We start from the raw sequence: 16879 nt of genomic DNA, 5'->3' as shown, positions 1-16879 counted from the left end.
CCTAATTTGAGGGTGTCTATTACACTATATTAGTGGTGAATGACGACTTCGTTAACTCGATGAATCCCACTAACGCCGGTGTATCCGTCCCAATTGTCACCTCGGCCTTCTCGCCAACCGTTCATCCATTGCTGATGTTCGGGGCCTTCGTCTTTAGGGCATAACTCTTTAGATTTTCCTTCTACGCCTGCCATGTAACCTTTTTGAAATGCACGCTCTAAACGATCTCTCTTTTGTCTTTTCATTAACGATCCTCGCTTATTCGTTTTTTCATTACTTTTTACTCAGATGAGTAGCACAAGTTTTACCGAGTACCTGTAAAACCTGTGCTACTGTTGTACCTAATTAATGCGGTTGTTGTCGACAATCGAAACGGTCTAAAAAACATTTTATTATGAATTCATGTGATTAAAAAAATGTTAAACTGGCATGACTGCAACGTAAGGGGGTTAGCGAGCACCTAAAGCCTAGCCCTTAGTGCGTTTATATAGCCACAAGCTATAGAAACAAATTTTAAAATAGAGAAACTGTCTAAATATGACTGCTGAACAAACATTTACGTTTTGGTTGACTTGCCCTCAGGGTGTGCATGGACTACTGAAAAAAGAAATTGAAGCCATTACGGGTATCGTAGCAGGTGATTGGAATAAAGGTGTGCAATTTGAAGGTACATTGGAAGCTGGCTATCGCGTTTGTTTGTGGTCGCGTTTAGCAAACCGAATATTTTTAGGCTTAAACGATACCGTTAATGTTTCCTTTGAATCGTTGCAAGCCATGGTAGAAGCTATTCAATGGGATGAACACGTACGTCCTACTGGCTCGTTAAAGGTGTCGTTTGGTGGTCGTCTGCCTGAAATTAGGGACAGCCGTTTCGGTGCACAAAAGGTTAAAGATTGGATTGTTGATCAATTTCGAGAAAAGCATGGTACAAGGCCTAGCGTCGATAATACGCCCGATTTAACAGTTTACGTTCAAGTTGCCAAAAAACGTATGTTTTTAGGGATAGAGCTCACTGGTGATTCTTTGCATAAGCGCGGCTACCGGCAAGCCACGGGGCCCGCACCCATCAAAGAAAACTTAGCGGCAGCATTACTCTTTAGTAAAGACTGGCCAGAAAAATCGAAGCAAGGTGAATCCTTTTTAGACCTTATGTGCGGTTCGGGTACCATTGTGATTGAAGCCGCTTTAATGGCCGCCGATTACGCTCCAGGCTTATTACGACGGGAATTCGCATTCGAACGTTGGCTATTACATAACCCGACGCATTGGAATACTTTGCTGCAAGAAGCTCGTGAACGTCGAACCTCTGGTTTAGAGGCAATGCCTTCGGTACTTGGTTTCGATTCGGATGGCGGTGTTATTGAAAAAGCCAACGAAACGCTGGTGTCGCTCGGGTTAAGTAAGCATGCACGTTGTTACCAAAAATCTCTCGATGAATGGACATTACCAACTCACTGGGCGTTAAAGCCAGGTCTTTGGGTATCGAACCCACCTTATGGAGAGCGTCTAGGCGATAAACCAACATTAATGCGGTTTTATCGGACCATTGGAGACATTGCTCGCAGCCAGCTTTCACAGTGGTCTATAGGCATGCTAACTTCTGACGATATCTTAGCGCGTGAAATTGGATTAAGGCCTGAGTTAAAGCGTAATTTTTATAATGGTCCTATCGAAGCCGTATTTTACTCGTATGGCGTGAATGATTCACGAGAGCAAAATACGACGGATCCTAAGCAGCAAGAGCAAACCCAAGCACTCACGAACCGTGTTGCGAAAAATATTAAGCAACTTAAAAAGTTGATTAAAAAAGAGCAGCTTGAGGCATATAGAGTATACGATGCCGACATTCCTGAGTTTGCCATTGCCGTCGATAAATATGGTGATTGGTTGCATGTTCAGGAATACGCGCCGCCAAAATCAATTCCTGAAGAAAAGGCTCAAGCAAGGTTGTTAAATGCCGTTGAGGCGTTATCGAACTATTTTGAAATTCCAGTTTCACAAGTGGTGGTTAAACGACGAGAGCGCCAAAGGGGAACTAATCAATATGAGAAAAAAGGGCAAACGGATCGCTCTTTTTCCATTATGGAGCATGGCGTAAAGCTGAAGGTAAACCTACACGACTATTTAGATTCGGGGTTGTTTTTAGATCATCGCCCGTCTCGAAAGTGGGTGCAGGAAAGTGCCGAAGGTATTTCGTTCTTAAATCTGTTTTGTTACACCGGCAGTTTTACTTCGCATGCTTTTAAAGGTGGGGCAAGTAAAACAGTCAGTGTTGATTTATCAAAAACCTATTTAAAATGGGCTGAAGATAACTTGGAGCTCAATGGTGGCAAGGCAGGGCCGAATCATCAATTCGTACATGCCGATGTTATGAAGTGGTTAAAAGAAACCGATGAGAAGTTTGATTTGATCGTGATGGATCCACCCACCTTCAGTAATTCCGCACGGATGAGTGAAACTTTAGACATTCAACGCGATCATGGATTTTTGGTGGCTTTCGCAATGAAACATTTAAACGAGGGCGGATTGTTATTATTTTCGAATAATTATCGTCAGTTTAAAATGTCCGAAAAAGTGCTTAAAAAGTACGACGTTCGTGAAATTACCGCGCATTCTGTTCCGGCCGATTACAAACGCAAGCAGCCTCACGTTTGTTTTGAAATTCGACACATTGAAGAGTAACGGTTAGCTGTGATTTACGCATCGAAAGACTGTGAATTTTGGGTCTTTCGATGCAACTTCTACCAAGGCAAAAAGTGATCTCAGCATAGGTTGATACACTAAATGTCTATTGGCTACTACCCAGCATTCGCCACCCGGCGCGAGTACTTTAACGGCATCTTGAAACATTTTTTTTGCAATATTTTCGGTTAATGTTGTGCTTTGGTGAAAGGGAGGGTTGCACAATATCAAGTCGGATTGATTGAGTTCCGTCAATCCATTAAAGCTGTTGTTATGCCAGTAATTTACTTGTGAATAGCTGGATAAATTTATCTTTGCGCTGCCAATGGCTTGAAAACTATCATCGACACAATTCAATTCTTGGGTTTCAGGGTATTGGATCAAATAACCCAACGCTAAAATACCGTTGCCACACCCCAAGTCGATCACCTTTTTAGCTTCAGGCAATAGTTTCATGCAGTTTAAGAAAACTCGTGCACCAGGATCGATAGAGTTTTGTGCAAAGCACCCGGGCAGATTTACTATATTTTGATTGAGTGATTCTACAGGGTATTCGGTTGTCAGCGATTCAACTTGTTTCTCAGCGGAGGCGAAAGCCTGCTTTAGTTCAATGACTCGAGCTTTTTTCTCTGAGCGACCTGGGTTTACAGAAGCAAAAAGCTTATTCATCACCTTAATATGACCTGCGCTAATGTGTTTCACCATGCCAGCCGCAAAAAACTGAGTTTGTTCATCGCAGTGTTCAAAAATTCTACGCAATTGCCACTCAAACAGCTTTAATGATTTTGGAATATGAATAGCAACGGTATCGTAACGGCGCATTGGTGATTGTATCAACGTAGGCAGAGATACATCGTTTACGGTGCAATTCTCTTGAAGCGCTTGAATCGACATTGCAGAATCATTCCACCAATCGTGTGTATGTTCTGATAATCCGATACTCAGCGCGCCAAAGGTATCGTTTACGACAAGAATTGATGAACCTGCCTCCAAAGGGATGCGAGATAAAAGTAATTCATCTGCGGCACTCCACGCTTTCAGCGTGTTATCTTTAGGCACTCGTTGTAATCGAGCTGACGTTAAATTCATGAATCTTTGCGTTCCAATACGACACCTGCTTCCATATGATGTGTGTACGGAAACTGATCGAATAATGCGCTGGCCGTCATGTTATAAGAATCTTTTAACGATTCAATGTTAGCCACCATAGATTCAGGGTTGCACGATACATAAACAATACGACGAAAGCGTTTAAGCAATTCTATGGTCGTTTCATCTAAACCGGCTCTTGGTGGATCGACTAGTACGGTATCAAAATCATAGCTATCGATGTCAAATTCATTAAAGCGACGGCTTTGTTGTCCCTTTATCCAACAATTCGACAAGTCTTCACTTGCCATGCGCGCTATTTTCAGATTTTCGATGTTGTTCAGTTCAATGTTTTCTTGCGCGCTGTTTACAGAAGTACGAGAAATTTCTGTGCCCAGCGCTTTGCGGAAGTTTTGCGCCATTGGGATAGAGAAGTTGCCGTTGCCACAATACATTTCCATTAGATCTTTATCTGAATTGCCTTGCGAGTGTTGAACGGCCCAACTTACCATGTGTTGGCAAACGCCGGCATTAGGCTGAGTAAAGCCATTTTCGTATTGTCGGAAATGATAGCTTTTACCTGCAATAGACAGGGTTTCTTGCACGTAATCACGCTCTAAAACCAGTCGTAGTTTCCGTGCACGACCAATAACCGGAAAGCCCCACTGTGACTGCCAGTATTTGGCTCGCTCTTGCCATTGGTCATCAAGTTGGCGGTGGTAAATAAGGGTAATGAGCGCATCCCCCGATGTTGTGGTTAAAAACTCAACTTGAAATAGTTTTCGCCTCAGGTCGTCATCTTCATGAACGGCGTCATTGACCTGAGTCATTAGCTCATTGACAAGAGTAGAGGCGACTGGGAAATCAGTTACTTCTACAGGGGTACGACGATCTTCAGGAGCAAACATCGCGTAGAATGAGCGATCGCCTTCATGCCAATACCTAAACTCGGCTCGCATTCGATAGTTGTGCGTTTCTGAACGGAAGACTTCAAGCGACGGGTGGTTCCAGTTCGCCAGTAAGCTGGTGAGTCGTTCCGACTTTTCAGTCAGTTGTTGTTCGTACTGTTCAGGTGCAAATGGAAATGGCATGGGGGTTCTCAATCAAAATCAGGCGGCGAATTGTATTGATATTCTTAGGGTATTCCAGTTTATACCGTTAAATATTTGAGATTATTCAGTATAGCCTATTGTGCGGAGTTTTTCGGCCTATATAATCCGCGTCTTCTTTGAAATAGACGGTAAGGTAACTCCTAATGCATAAAGCAGAAATTGATGAGCTGTTGGTAGATATTCGCGGCTTTCTCGCGTGCGAAACACCCGATGGTTGGGTTCAAGCTGCACTGAGTAACTTACCGACATTGCTGATTGATCACGCTAATTGTGAGAAAAAAGCAGCCTCTACCGCCATGTCTATGATGTATAAATACATCGATCGCCCGGAGCTGCTCGCTAAAATGAGTAAGTTAGCCCGTGAAGAGCTGGTGCACTTTGATCAGGTTCTTAAAATAATGAAACAACGTGATATTAGTTATGATCACGTGCCGGCCGGACGCTATGCGGCTACATTATTTAAAATGGTGGTAAAAGAAGAGCCGCAGTTGCTCATCGATAAATGCATTTTAGGGGCAATCGTAGAGGCCCGTTCTTGTGAGCGTTTTGCTAAGTTGGTGCCGCATTTAGACCCAGAGTTAGGTAAGTTCTACTTTTCTTTATTGCGCAGTGAAGCTCGACACTATCAACACTATATAAACCTCGCCGAAAAATACGCTGATTCGCCAATTAATCTTCGACTTAATGAATTTTTACTGGCTGAAAAAGAATTGATATTGTCTGAAGACACAGAGTTTCGCTTTCACAGCGGTGTACCGAACGCGGCCTAACGTCTAATTCTTAGCAAATAACGGCGCGTCTATGCTAAAGCGGTGTAGGCGTTCGCCAGATTCTGACAGCTCTAAATACCATCCCGCTTCATGCCAATCGCCTAATACTATTCGTTTAGGGTAAGCCTCGGGCTCATTGGCTAAATGAATGTCTGCCATGTGGGTATGGCCATGCACCAAAATTTCACATTTTAATTGATCCAGTGCTTCTGAAATTGCCTTAGGTGTGACATCGATATAGTAGGGTGACCGCTGAAATTTTTCTTTAGAGGCTTGTCGTAGTTTTTCTGCAATTTTAACTCGCCAAGGCTTAGGTAAACTCAATAAACTCTTTAACACCCAAGGGTGGCGAATAACTTTTCGGTAACGTTGATAGCTTATGTCGTCAGTGCAGTAAATATCGCCATGCGACACTGCGGTCGTTTTCCCGGCAATTTCAAAAAGACTTTCTTCACAAAGGAGGGTCATATTGGCATCATTACAATATTGCTGGCCGATGGCAAAATCTCGATTACCCGCTAAAAAATACAGGTCAATTTGTTTTTCGATGCTGAGCTTTCTAAGACTAAGTGCAACGGCTTGGGCTACCTCAGATGGCAAATCATCGCCCACCCAATAATCAAAAAAATCACCTAAGATAAATAAGGCTTCTGTTTTTTCTGGCACCCATTCTAAAAAAGAAAAGAACGCCCGGTTACACGCCGGCCGTTCTTCACTTAGGTGCAAGTCTGAAATAAACAGAGCGTTGCGGTAACTTTTGTTCATTAGTCGATTAAAGTCGCAGATTCAATAATCACATCTTCGGTTGGAACGTCTTGGTGTCCGCCTTTAAATGTAGTTGGCACCGCTTTAATACGCTCTACAACGTCAGTGCCATCAACGACTTCGCCAAATACAGCGTAGCCCCAGCCATCAACGGTTTCAGATTTATGGTCTAAAAAGGTGTTATCCGCAACGTTTATGAAGAATTGACCTGTTGCTGAATGAGGGTCCATAGTACGTGCCATGGCCAAAGTGTACTTAGCGTTCTTAAGGCCATTGTTAGCTTCGTTGTCGATCGGATCATTGGTTTCACGCTGTTTCATGCCGGGTTCAAAACCACCGCCTTGAATCATGAAGCCGTTAATCACACGGTGAAAAATTAAGCCATCATAAAAACCAGCTTCAACGTAGTTTTTGAAGTTCTCAGCTGTATTAGGCGCTTTTTCTGTGTCGAGCTTAATGGTGATGTCGCCCATCGAAGTTTTCATTAGTACGTTCATAAGTAATTTCCTTACGTTTAATTAGTGATGCCTAAGTGTAGTTGCTTGGCAGCAATGAGAGTATTTTGCATTAATGTTGCGACGGTCATTGGACCAACCCCGCCCGGGACCGGTGTTATCCAGCTGGCGTTTTCTGCGGCTTTGCTAAATTCTACATCGCCAACAATTTTATTATTTCCATCGCGGTTAATGCCAACATCTATGACGATGGCACCTTTTTTTATCCATTCGCCTTTTACCAAACCAGGTTTGCCTGCAGCAACCACGACTATGTCAGCGTTTCGAACATGTTGCTCTAAGTTTTCAGTGAAGCGATGAGTGGTTGTCACGGTGCAGCCTGCGAGTAATAACTCAAGAGACATTGGGCGACCAACATGATTAGATGCGCCTACGACGACCGCGTCTTTACCTCGAATCGCTTCACCGGTTTCTTGCAACAAGGTCATGATGCCTTTAGGTGTGCAGCTTTCTAGAAGAGGGCGACGCTGTGCTAAGCGGCCTATATTAAACGGGTGGAAGCCATCGACATCTTTATCTACTTTAATACGCTCTAGCACTGTATCTGAATTGATATGAGCAGGTAATGGCATTTGAACTAAAATGCCATCAATGGAGGCGTCTTCGTTGAGTTCGTCGATTAATTGTAGAAGTTCGCTTTCTTTGGTTGTATCTGGCAGTTTTTTGTTGACTGACTTAAAACCCACGTCTTCACAGGCTGAGATTTTGCTGGCAACGTATTTTTGCGAGGCAAAATCTGCACCGACAAGTATTACGGCTAAGCCCGGAGGGCGGTGGCCCTGACTGGTCATTGCTATTACATCGCGCTTAATTTGGTCTTGTATCGAAAGAGATATGGCTTTGCCATCGATTAATTTGGCCGACACGTTTGCTACCTTTGTTAAGATATTAAGGATAGGAGAAAAATCTGCGCGAATTCTCGCATGTGTGCTAAGGCACAGCAACTAATAGCGTCTAGTAACTGTATGAAATTGCAGGAAGTGGGTAGAAAGTATCTTATACTCGTTCACAAAGTGAGCTATCACATTGTTTTTTAACATTTTTTTAAAAAAGTGTTTGACGAACTGGAAGGGTATCATTAATATGCGCGCCACGTTGACGGACACGTAGCGAACGGAGCATAGCGCAGTTTGGTAGCGCATCTGGTTTGGGACCAGAGGGTCGGGGGTTCGAATCCCTCTGCTCCGACCAATTTCGCAAAGGTGGCCCGTAGGGCGGGCAAGGTTTGCGCTCGTAGCTCAACTGGATAGAGCACTCCCCTTCTAAGGGAGTGGTTGCAGGTTCGAGTCCTGCCGGGCGTGCCAGTATCCAACAACGTAACAATATGGTGGGCGTAGCTCAGTTGGTAGAGCCCCGGATTGTGATTCCGGTGGTCGTGGGTTCGATCCCCATCGTCCACCCCATATTTTTTAAAAAGGCCGTCTTGACGGCCTTTTTTTTTGGTTTTTTAACCATAATGTGATCAATAAGCGTATTAGGGCTTGATTATAAGGTGTTCCATCCTTAGAGTATCAGCCCCAATTTTTTACCAATTACCTAGAGTTAAGAGGAAGCCTCATGCAAGTTTCTATCGAGACGACAAGTGGTCTTGAGCGCCGCATGACCGTCGGTGTACCAGCGAGCGAAGTCGACACAGCCGTAAATACTAAAGTTAAAGAAACCGCTCGTCGTGTTCGTATCGATGGCTTTCGACCAGGCAAAGTACCTGTGTCTGTAGTAAAGCAGCGTTTCGGCGCGGGTATTCGAGCTGAAGTTTTAGAAGAAGTGGTTCGTAACCATTACTTCAAGGCAATTACAGAAGAGAAAGTAATGCCAGCCGGCAACCCGAACATTGAGTTCACTAAAGATGTTGCGGGTGAAGATGTTGAGTTTATTGCAACATTTGAAGTATTCCCTGAAATCGAATTAGCCGGTTTCGATGGTTTTGAATTTGAAAAGTCAGTTGCTGAAATTACAGACGCTGATGTTGAAACCATGCTAGAGAACCTACAAAAGCAACGTGCTAACTACAAAGAAGTTAAGCGCAAGAGCAAAGAAGGCGATCGCGTTAAAATCGATTTCGCTGGTAAAGTAGACGGCGAATTGTTCGAAGGCGGCAGCGCTGAAGGTCAATCTGTTACTTTAGGTTCTGGCCAAATGATCCCTGGTTTCGAATCAGGTATTGAAGGCATGAAAGCTGGCGAAACCAAAACGATCGACGTAACGTTCCCTGAAGATTACGGCAATAAAGAATTAGCCGGTAAAGCCGCTCAGTTCGACATTACGGTTCATGAAGTTGCTGAAGCAGAACTGCCTGAAATGAACGAAGAGTTCTTTGCAGCGTTCGGTGCAGACGTTAAAGACGTAGACGCTTTCCGCGTTGAAGTTCGATCTAACATGGAGCGTGAAGCGAAAAACGCGTTGCAAGGTAAGTTAAAGAACGACGTTATTGACAAGCTTCTAGAAGTGAACACTTTAGACGTACCAAAAGCGTTGGTTGACGATGAAATTGGTCGTTTGAAGCAGCAGGCTATGCAGCAGTTTGGTGGTGGTGCGGATATGGATCCAAACACATTGCCTAACGAATTATTCCAAGATCAAGCAGAGCGTCGCACTAAAGTTGGCTTAATCATGAATGAAATCGTGAATAAAGCTGAAATTAAAGCGGACGATGCTTTGGTTAAAGCGTACATCGAAGAGCAAGCGTCTGTTTACCAAGATCCAGCTCAGGTTATTGAGTATTACAACAATAATGCTGAAATGTTGAATCAAGTTAAGGCGGTTGTAGTTGAAAACGCGGCGATCGACCATATATTGGCTGAATCGAAAGTAACTGATGTTAAAGTTGGTTACGAAGACGCTATTAAATCAAATGCGGCACAAGGCTAATTTTTAGTAATTTTGTGTAACAGTATTCGATTTTAACGACTACAATAAAAGTTGGCGCTTCGATGAGAAGGCCAACTTTTTTTTGTTCTAATAAAAAACCAAGGAGTCAGACAATGTCTTTTGATCCTAAAACAGGATTAGCAAGCGAGATTCAAAATGCGGGTGGCCTAGTGCCTATGGTCATTGAGCAGACTTCTCGCGGTGAACGCTCTTTCGACATCTATTCGCGTTTGCTAAAAGAAAATGTCATATTTATTGTGGGTCAAGTTGAAGACTATATGGCCAACCTAATTGTTGCTCAGCTGTTGTTCCTTGAAAGTGAAAACCCAGATAAAGACATTCACTTGTACATTAACTCGCCAGGCGGTTCTGTTACGGCAGGTATGGCTATTTATGACACCATGCAGTTTATAAAACCTGACGTAAGCACAATGTGCATCGGGCAGGCAGCCAGTATGGGTGCATTATTGTTAGCGGGCGGTACTAAAGGTAAGCGCTACTGTTTGCCAAATTCTCGTATGATGATTCACCAGCCTCTAGGTGGGTATCAAGGTCAGGCGACCGATATTGAGATTCATGCCAAAGAAATTCTTTCAATGAAACAGCGTTTGAACGAAATTATGGCCTATCATACTGGTAGACCATTAGAAGAAGTTGAGAAAGATACTGATAGAGATAACTTCTTGACGGCAAATGAAGCAGTAGAATATGGTCTAATTGATAAGGTTATATCAGACCGTAACTAATTATTAGGGCAAGTTAACGAATTGGTACATAATAGTGCAGTCAAAAACTTGCTTTTATTTGAAGGTGGATACATCTTTAATTTTAAGAAATAGGTATTGGAGTAATTAAATGGCTGAGGATAAAACCAGAAAGGGCGACGATGGCAAATTGTTGTATTGCTCTTTCTGCGGAAAAAGCCAGCACGAAGTCCGTAAGTTAATTGCAGGGCCTTCGGTTTTTATTTGTGATGAATGTGTTGATTTGTGTAATGACATTATTCGTGAAGAATTACAAGAAGCGGCACCGAAAAGTGAAAGTGCAACTTTACCGACGCCTGCAGAATTACGCGAAACGCTTGATGAATACGTGATTGGTCAAGACCGAGCTAAGAAGGTCTTGTCGGTTGCTGTGTATAACCACTACAAGCGGCTGCATTACGGTGAAGGCAGTTCAGATGTTGAGCTCAGTAAGTCGAACATATTGTTAATTGGTCCAACAGGCAGCGGTAAAACTTTGTTGGCCGATACGTTAGCGCGATTATTAAACGTTCCGTTTACCATTGCCGATGCCACAACTTTAACCGAAGCAGGTTATGTGGGCGAAGACGTAGAGAATATTATTCAAAAATTGTTGCAAAAATGTGACTACGATGTCGACAAAGCTCAGCGTGGCATTGTCTATATTGATGAAATTGATAAGATTTCACGTAAGTCGGACAATCCTTCGATTACTCGCGATGTATCGGGTGAGGGTGTTCAGCAGGCATTATTAAAGCTCATCGAAGGCACCGTTGCCTCTGTACCGCCTCAAGGTGGTCGTAAGCATCCACAGCAAGAGTTTTTGCAAGTCGATACGTCAAACGTATTGTTTATTTGCGGTGGTGCATTTGCGGGCTTGGAAAAGGTGATTAGCCAGCGTGCTGAAAAGGGCGGTATTGGCTTTAATGCATCGGTTAAGAGTAAAGACGAGCGTGAGTTAGGATCGGTAATTTCGGAAGTAGAGCCAGAAGATCTCGTTAAGTATGGTCTTATTCCCGAATTCATAGGTCGCTTGCCTGTTTTAGCCACGTTACGTGAGCTTGATGAAGAAGCATTAATGCAAATTCTAACCAAACCGAAAAATTCGCTCGTTAAGCAATATCAAAAATTGTTTGAGATGGAGTCGGTAGAATTAGACTTCCGTGAAAGTGCTTTGCGTGCGGTTGCCAAGCAGGCAATGGAGCGTAAAACAGGCGCGCGTGGATTGCGTTCTATCATTGAAAATGTGTTGCTAGATTCGATGTATCGTATTCCATCTGAAAAAGGGGTGACCAAAGTGGTTATCGATGAGTCAGTTATTAAAGGGGAGTCTGAACCTTTATTAATTTATGAGACTCAAGAAACCCCCAAATCGGCTGGCGGTGCATCTGATTAAAACGGGCTATAGCCCGTTTTTTTTATTCTAAGCTATTGATATATTTAGGTTTGCCGCAATACAGTGGCAGACTAGTTACTGTTTTGAGGTTTACATGGCGCAAGAAGACGCACACCTTTCAGATACATTGGCATTGCCATTACTGCCGCTACGCGACGTTGTTGTGTACCCGCATATGGTTATTCCACTGTTTGTAGGACGCCAAAAGTCGATAGAAGCATTGCAAGTAGCAATGGATAGCGACAAAAAAATATTATTAGTGGCGCAGAAAAATGCCAAAGACGACGACCCTCTTAATGCCGATTTATATGAAATTGGTACATTGGCAACGGTTCTGCAGCTATTGAGACTGCCCGATGGCACCGTTAAAGTGCTGGTAGAAGGGCAGCAGCGTGTGTCTATTGATAAAATTGAAGACAACGGTGAATACTTGCTTGCCCAGGCTGATAGCCTAGAGACAAATGCGCTCTCAGATCGTGAGCAAGAATCTTTAGTCCGTATTTTGTTATCCCAATTTGATAAATATGTTCAATTAAGTAAAAAAGTGCCTGCAGAAGTGTCGACTTCTTTAAATAATATTGAAGAGCCGGGCCGGTTAGCAGACACCATTGCATCTCATTTATCTTTAAAGGTAGAAGAAAAGCAAAAAGTTCTTGAAGTTGCTTCCGAACGGGCGCGTATTGAGCATCTATTATCACTTTTAGAAGCCGAAATAGACTTACTCGAAGTTGAAAAGCGAATCCGTGGGCGCGTTAAAAAGCAAATGGAGAAGTCTCAGCGCGAGTACTATTTGAATGAGCAAATAAAGGCGATTCAAAAAGAATTAGGCGACTTGGATGAAAACAACGCCAATGAAGTAGAAGAGCTGACGCGAAAGATTGATGAATCGGGCATGCCGAAAGAAGCCAAAGACAAGGCAATGAGTGAGCTTAATAAGCTCAAAATGATGTCGCCAATGTCGGCTGAAGCTTCAGTTGTTCGTAACTATTTAGATTGGATGTTAGGTGTACCATGGTCTAAGCGATCTCGGGTTCGTCACGATTTATCTAAAGCTAAAGACGTTTTAGAATCGGATCATTACGGCTTGGAAGAAGTGAAAGAGCGCATTTTAGAATACTTAGCCGTTCAACAGCGAGTTAAAAAGGTGAAAGGCCCTGTATTGTGCCTTGTGGGCCCTCCTGGTGTGGGTAAAACTTCGCTTGGTCAGTCTATTGCAAAAGCAACGAATCGAAAATACGTTCGTATGGCGCTAGGTGGTGTTCGTGATGAGTCGGAGATTCGTGGTCACCGCCGTACATATATTGGCTCTATGCCTGGTAAAGTCGTTCAAAAACTCAGTAAGGCTGGTGTAAAGAACCCATTATTTTTGCTCGATGAGATAGATAAAATGGGCATGGATCATCGAGGTGACCCAGCGTCAGCTTTGCTAGAAGTGTTAGATCCTGAGCAAAACCATACGTTCAATGATCATTATCTGGAAGTCGATTACGATTTATCCGATGTTATGTTTGTGTGTACTTCAAACAGCATGAACATTCCGGGTCCGTTATTAGATCGAATGGAAGTTATTCGCATTCCTGGTTATACCGAAGATGAAAAGCTCAATATTGCTAAGCGTTACTTATTGCCTAAGCAAATCGAAGCAAACGGCCTTAAACCAAATGAATTAACTGTTTCTGATGACACTATTCTTGGGTTAATCCGCCACTACACGCGTGAAGCCGGTGTGCGAGGGTTAGAGCGAGAGCTGGCTAAAATTTGCCGTAAGGTGGTAATGGAGCACTTGTTAGAGAAAGATAAATCTAACACAACCATATCATTAGATGATCTTGAGCCCTATGCTGGCGTCATTAAGTTTAAATACGGCATGGCAGATAAAGAAAACCAAGTAGGTATGGTGACTGGTTTAGCCTGGACTTCTGTTGGCGGAGAGCTATTAAATTTAGAAGCGACGTCAGTTGCAGGTAAAGGTTCTGTATTGAGAACGGGTTCTTTAGGGGATGTAATGAAAGAATCCATTCAGGCTGCGATGACGGTTGTTCGTTCTCGTGCCCAAGGTTTAGGTATCTTACCTAATTTCCATGAAACGCAAGACATTCACATACACGTCCCTGAGGGTGCTACACCGAAAGATGGACCCTCGGCAGGGGTAGGTATGTGTACGGCGCTTGTATCGGTGCTGACGCGCATCCCTGTGCGTGCAGACGTGGCTATGACCGGTGAAATTGCATTGCGCGGTCAGGTGTTGCCTATCGGTGGTTTAAAAGAGAAACTGTTGGCCGCACATCGAGGCGGGATCACGACAGTTGTGATCCCTGAAGAAAACGTTCGCGATTTGAAGGAAATTCCTGATAATATTAAGAACGAGCTCGATATTCGACCCGTTTCATGGATTGATCAAGTTTTAGACATTGCGTTAGAGTCAAAGCCAAAACCATTGACAGATGATGAGGTCGAGGCCGCAATTTCTAAACAAAAAGCTAAAAACCACCCAGAAACCAGCCTAAGTACGCACTAATCGGCTTGACTTTAGTTTTTGCAGGCTGGTATAAATTGGCGTTGGATTTAGTGTGAAATTATAAAAAACATTAACAAAGGGTTGTTGACGCTAAAAATAGAAATATTTTTGGTGATATGATCACTTTGGTATTAATAAAACAAAGTAAAGGGGAATAGTGTGAATAAGTCTGAATTAATTGATGCAGTTGCTGCGTCTGCGGATCTTTCAAAAGCTGCTGCTGGTCGTGCATTAGATGCAATGGTTGAGTCAATCACTGGTGCATTGAAAGAAGGTGATCAAGTTGTTTTAGTTGGTTTTGGTACTTTTTCTGTGAAAGAGCGTGCTGCACGTACTGGCCGTAACCCACAAACTGGCGATCCAATCCAAATTGCTGCGGCCACTGTGCCTAGCTTCAAAGCTGGTAAAGCTTTAAAAGACGCAGTTAACTAAGATTGTTCGGTGAGCCTATGTGCTCACCACTCCAAATTATTGGATAACAGCGTGTCGTGAGATGCGCTTTTTTTTTATTTACTTCAAGCTTTAGAGCCAGGTTGGAAATTAAATGCTCGATACCTTTCGTAACTCCGCAAAGGGCACTCCCGGTAAGATTATCGTTGGTCTCGTTGTAATCACATTTGTATTATTTGGTGCCGAATCAATTATGTCGATCGCGGGTAATTCTTCACCTGCTACCGTAAACGGACAAGATATTTCCGAAGCGGAATATCAAATTATGCTAAACACGCGCCAACAAGAATTAGCACAGCAATATGGTGCTGAGGCGGCGGCACAATTAAGTAACTCGCCATTTTTACGCAATCAAGTGGTGAGCAATTTAGTAAACCAAGAAATTCAATCTCAATTAGCATCAAACATGGGGTTTGAAATTTCAGAACAGCAAATACTTGAGTCGCTTGGCAGTGTAGAAGCCTTTCAAGTGAATGGTGTATTCGATCAAAACACCTACCTTCGAGTACTTTCAAGTTCTGGTTATACCCATCAAACTTTTATTGCTCGTGAGCAAAAAAGCAATGCCCTAAGCCAGTTCCAGGCCGGTGTATTTGGCAGTGCGTTTAATATTGAGGAATCAGCTCTGCAATTAGCGAAGCTCGATAAGCAAATGCGCGATGTGGCTTATAAAACGTTTGTTGCTGCAGATTTCGAAAGCGACGTAGAGTTAACCGACGAAGAAATTCAAACTTTTTACGATGAAAACAGTAACCTATTCATGAGTGAAGAAAAGGTTAAGCTGAAGTACGTTGTGCTTTCAAAAGAATCAATTGCTGAGCAAGCTATTGTAACTGACGAAGATTTACAGAGTGCATATGAATCTTATGTAGCTTCGGTTAGCTCAAGTTCAGAACGTGAAATTTCGCATATCTTATTTGCTGAAAAAGAAGACAACCAAGCTGCGGCGCAATCTGCATTAGATCGATTAAATGAAGGTGAAGACTTTTCTGCAATGGCAAAAGAACTTTCAGATGATCCTGGCAGTGCGGAATTTGGCGGTTCTTTAGGTGTTTTAGTCGACGGTGTATTTGTTGCTGAATTTAATGAAGCGGCGAGTGCTTTAACCGAAGCAGGGCAACTGTCTGGTTTGGTAGAAACTCAATACGGTACTCATATCATTCGTTTAGATTCTATAAAATCTGAACAAGCTAAACCCTTCGCAGAAATGAAGGCAGATTTAGAAGCAGACGTTCGTGACCGCAAAGCACGAGACGAACTCATATTATTAGAATCTCAATTAGCGGATGAAGCTTATGCGAATGACAACATTGAAGATGTTGCCAGTGCATTTTTTGTCGATGTTCAGAATACAGATTGGTTAACTCGTTCTACAGTAAACCCGTTAATGTCTGAATCTGCTTTCCAAGCCATTGCGTTTTCTGATCAAGTAACGGTAGATGGTGTAATCAGTGATGTCGCCACACTCGCTAATGGCGATTTAGTGGTGGTTCAAAAATCTGACTATGTTGCAGAGCAAGTAGAGCCATTAGAGTCTGTGAAAGAAACGATCGTTGCGCAGTTAACAGCTGAGAAGTCAGTTGAGTTAATGGCAGCCGCGGCTGAGTCTGCAGCTTCTGAAGGTGCTGACATAAGTGCTTGGACCTTGGCGAATGGTATTGATCGCAATCAATCAGACTTGCCTGTTGATGTTGTTGAAACAGCATTCAGTTTGCCGAAACCAGAAACAATCAGTTTTGGTTCTGCCGTGCAAGGTAATGAAGCGTATGCCGTTGCTGTCACTAACGTAATTGATGGTGAAGTTACGGAAGCTGATATTGCTAGTGCAGCAAGCTGGCTAGAACAAGCATCTAGCAACAGCCAGTATCAAGTAGTGTTCAACGCGGCACGAGCGGCTGCAGACATTAAAGTCCGACAGTAGAATACCAAGTACATTCGGTGTTTAATAAAGGCTGCATTTGCAGCCTTTTT

Annotated in this window: 15 protein-coding genes and 3 tRNA genes; 12 read left to right on the top strand and 6 right to left on the bottom strand. The window is 43.2% G+C overall.

Translation table 11 applies throughout. The features are described 5' to 3' along the window. Positions 1–29 precede the first annotated feature (29 nt). Positions 30–245, bottom strand: coding sequence for a ribosome modulation factor (rmf, locus tag QWZ13_RS12020; RefSeq protein WP_216001639.1), 216 nt, complete (start codon positions 243–245; stop codon positions 30–32). A 292-nt stretch (positions 246–537) separates the two neighbouring features. On the opposite strand from rmf, the gene rlmKL reads away from it, so the two are divergent. Next, a complete protein-coding gene (gene rlmKL / locus QWZ13_RS12015) occupies positions 538–2682 on the top strand; it encodes a bifunctional 23S rRNA (guanine(2069)-N(7))-methyltransferase RlmK/23S rRNA (guanine(2445)-N(2))-methyltransferase RlmL (RefSeq protein ID WP_290281981.1) in 2145 nt (714 codons plus the stop codon). Between the two features lie 3 nt (positions 2683–2685). Here the strand turns inward: rlmKL and QWZ13_RS12010 are convergent, their stop codons facing one another. Both QWZ13_RS12010 and trmA read right to left on the bottom strand, forming a co-directional pair. Further along, positions 2686–3771 carry a methyltransferase gene (locus QWZ13_RS12010; protein ID WP_290281980.1) on the bottom strand — a complete coding sequence of 362 codons (1086 nt, stop codon included), beginning with the start codon at positions 3769–3771 and terminating at the stop codon, positions 2686–2688. Then, positions 3768–4862, bottom strand: a complete 1095-nt coding sequence (gene trmA / locus QWZ13_RS12005) for a tRNA (uridine(54)-C5)-methyltransferase TrmA (RefSeq protein ID WP_290281979.1) — start codon at positions 4860–4862, stop codon at positions 3768–3770. Before trmA ends, QWZ13_RS12010 begins: the two co-directional genes overlap by 4 nt. A 164-nt stretch (positions 4863–5026) precedes the next feature. Here trmA and QWZ13_RS12000 point away from each other — a divergent pair, with 164 nt between their 5' ends. Continuing rightward, complete coding sequence (locus tag QWZ13_RS12000) at positions 5027–5653, top strand: MiaE family protein (protein WP_290281978.1); 627 nt, start codon at positions 5027–5029, stop codon at positions 5651–5653. Positions 5654–5656: 3 nt separating this feature from the next. On the opposite strand, the gene QWZ13_RS11995 is transcribed toward QWZ13_RS12000, so the two are convergent. The 3 genes from QWZ13_RS11995 to folD are packed head-to-tail and all read right to left on the bottom strand — an operon-like array spanning position 5657 to position 7799. Next, a complete protein-coding gene (locus QWZ13_RS11995) occupies positions 5657–6418 on the bottom strand; it encodes a UDP-2,3-diacylglucosamine diphosphatase (protein WP_290281977.1) in 762 nt (253 codons plus the stop codon). Continuing rightward, positions 6418–6915, bottom strand: a complete 498-nt coding sequence (locus QWZ13_RS11990) for a peptidylprolyl isomerase (RefSeq protein WP_290281976.1) — start codon at positions 6913–6915, stop codon at positions 6418–6420. The genes QWZ13_RS11995 and QWZ13_RS11990 overlap by 1 nt, the downstream gene beginning before the upstream one ends. A 17-nt stretch (positions 6916–6932) precedes the next feature. Further along, entirely contained in the window at positions 6933–7799 is an 867-nt protein-coding gene (gene folD / locus QWZ13_RS11985) for a bifunctional methylenetetrahydrofolate dehydrogenase/methenyltetrahydrofolate cyclohydrolase FolD (protein WP_290283351.1), read from the bottom strand. 248 nt (positions 7800–8047) lie between these two features. On the opposite strand from folD, the gene QWZ13_RS11980 reads away from it, so the two are divergent. The 10 genes from QWZ13_RS11980 (at position 8048) to QWZ13_RS11935 (ending at position 16829) form a co-directional block, all read left to right on the top strand. Then, positions 8048–8124, top strand: a tRNA-Pro gene (locus QWZ13_RS11980). Positions 8125–8160: 36 nt separating this feature from the next. Then, positions 8161–8237 (top strand) — tRNA-Arg (locus tag QWZ13_RS11975). Positions 8238–8260: 23 nt separating this feature from the next. Continuing rightward, positions 8261–8336 (top strand) — tRNA-His (locus tag QWZ13_RS11970). A gap of 154 nt (positions 8337–8490) precedes the next feature. Beyond that, positions 8491–9801, top strand: coding sequence for a trigger factor (gene tig, locus QWZ13_RS11965; protein ID WP_290281975.1), 1311 nt, complete (start codon positions 8491–8493; stop codon positions 9799–9801). A 113-nt stretch (positions 9802–9914) separates the two neighbouring features. After that, entirely contained in the window at positions 9915–10547 is a 633-nt protein-coding gene (clpP, locus tag QWZ13_RS11960; RefSeq protein WP_216001648.1) for an ATP-dependent Clp endopeptidase proteolytic subunit ClpP, read from the top strand. 109 nt (positions 10548–10656) lie between these two features. Beyond that, the gene (gene clpX, locus QWZ13_RS11955; protein WP_290281974.1) at positions 10657–11940 is read left to right on the top strand and encodes an ATP-dependent Clp protease ATP-binding subunit ClpX; all 1284 of its coding nucleotides are present in this window, start codon (positions 10657–10659) and stop codon (positions 11938–11940) included. A gap of 35 nt (positions 11941–11975) precedes the next feature. Then, positions 11976–12137, top strand: coding sequence for a hypothetical protein (locus tag QWZ13_RS11950; RefSeq protein ID WP_290281973.1), 162 nt, complete (start codon positions 11976–11978; stop codon positions 12135–12137). Further along, a complete protein-coding gene (gene lon, locus QWZ13_RS11945) occupies positions 12116–14458 on the top strand; it encodes an endopeptidase La (RefSeq protein ID WP_290283349.1) in 2343 nt (780 codons plus the stop codon). The genes QWZ13_RS11950 and lon overlap by 22 nt, the downstream gene beginning before the upstream one ends. Positions 14459–14617: 159 nt before the next feature. Continuing rightward, a complete protein-coding gene (locus QWZ13_RS11940; RefSeq protein WP_216001651.1) occupies positions 14618–14890 on the top strand; it encodes an HU family DNA-binding protein in 273 nt (90 codons plus the stop codon). A 112-nt stretch (positions 14891–15002) separates the two neighbouring features. Further along, positions 15003–16829 (top strand): SurA N-terminal domain-containing protein, encoded by a 1827-nt coding sequence (locus tag QWZ13_RS11935; RefSeq protein WP_290281972.1) that lies wholly within the window; start codon positions 15003–15005, stop codon positions 16827–16829. The last annotated feature ends 50 nt before the right edge of the window (positions 16830–16879 follow it).

Origin of the sequence: Reinekea marina (assembly GCF_030409715.1) — a bacterium.
In the GTDB taxonomy this organism is placed as follows: Bacteria; Pseudomonadota; Gammaproteobacteria; order Pseudomonadales; family Natronospirillaceae; genus Reinekea; species Reinekea marina.
The sequence above is the reverse complement of the archived record's forward strand: the minus strand, read 5'-3'. Positions and strand labels throughout refer to the sequence as shown.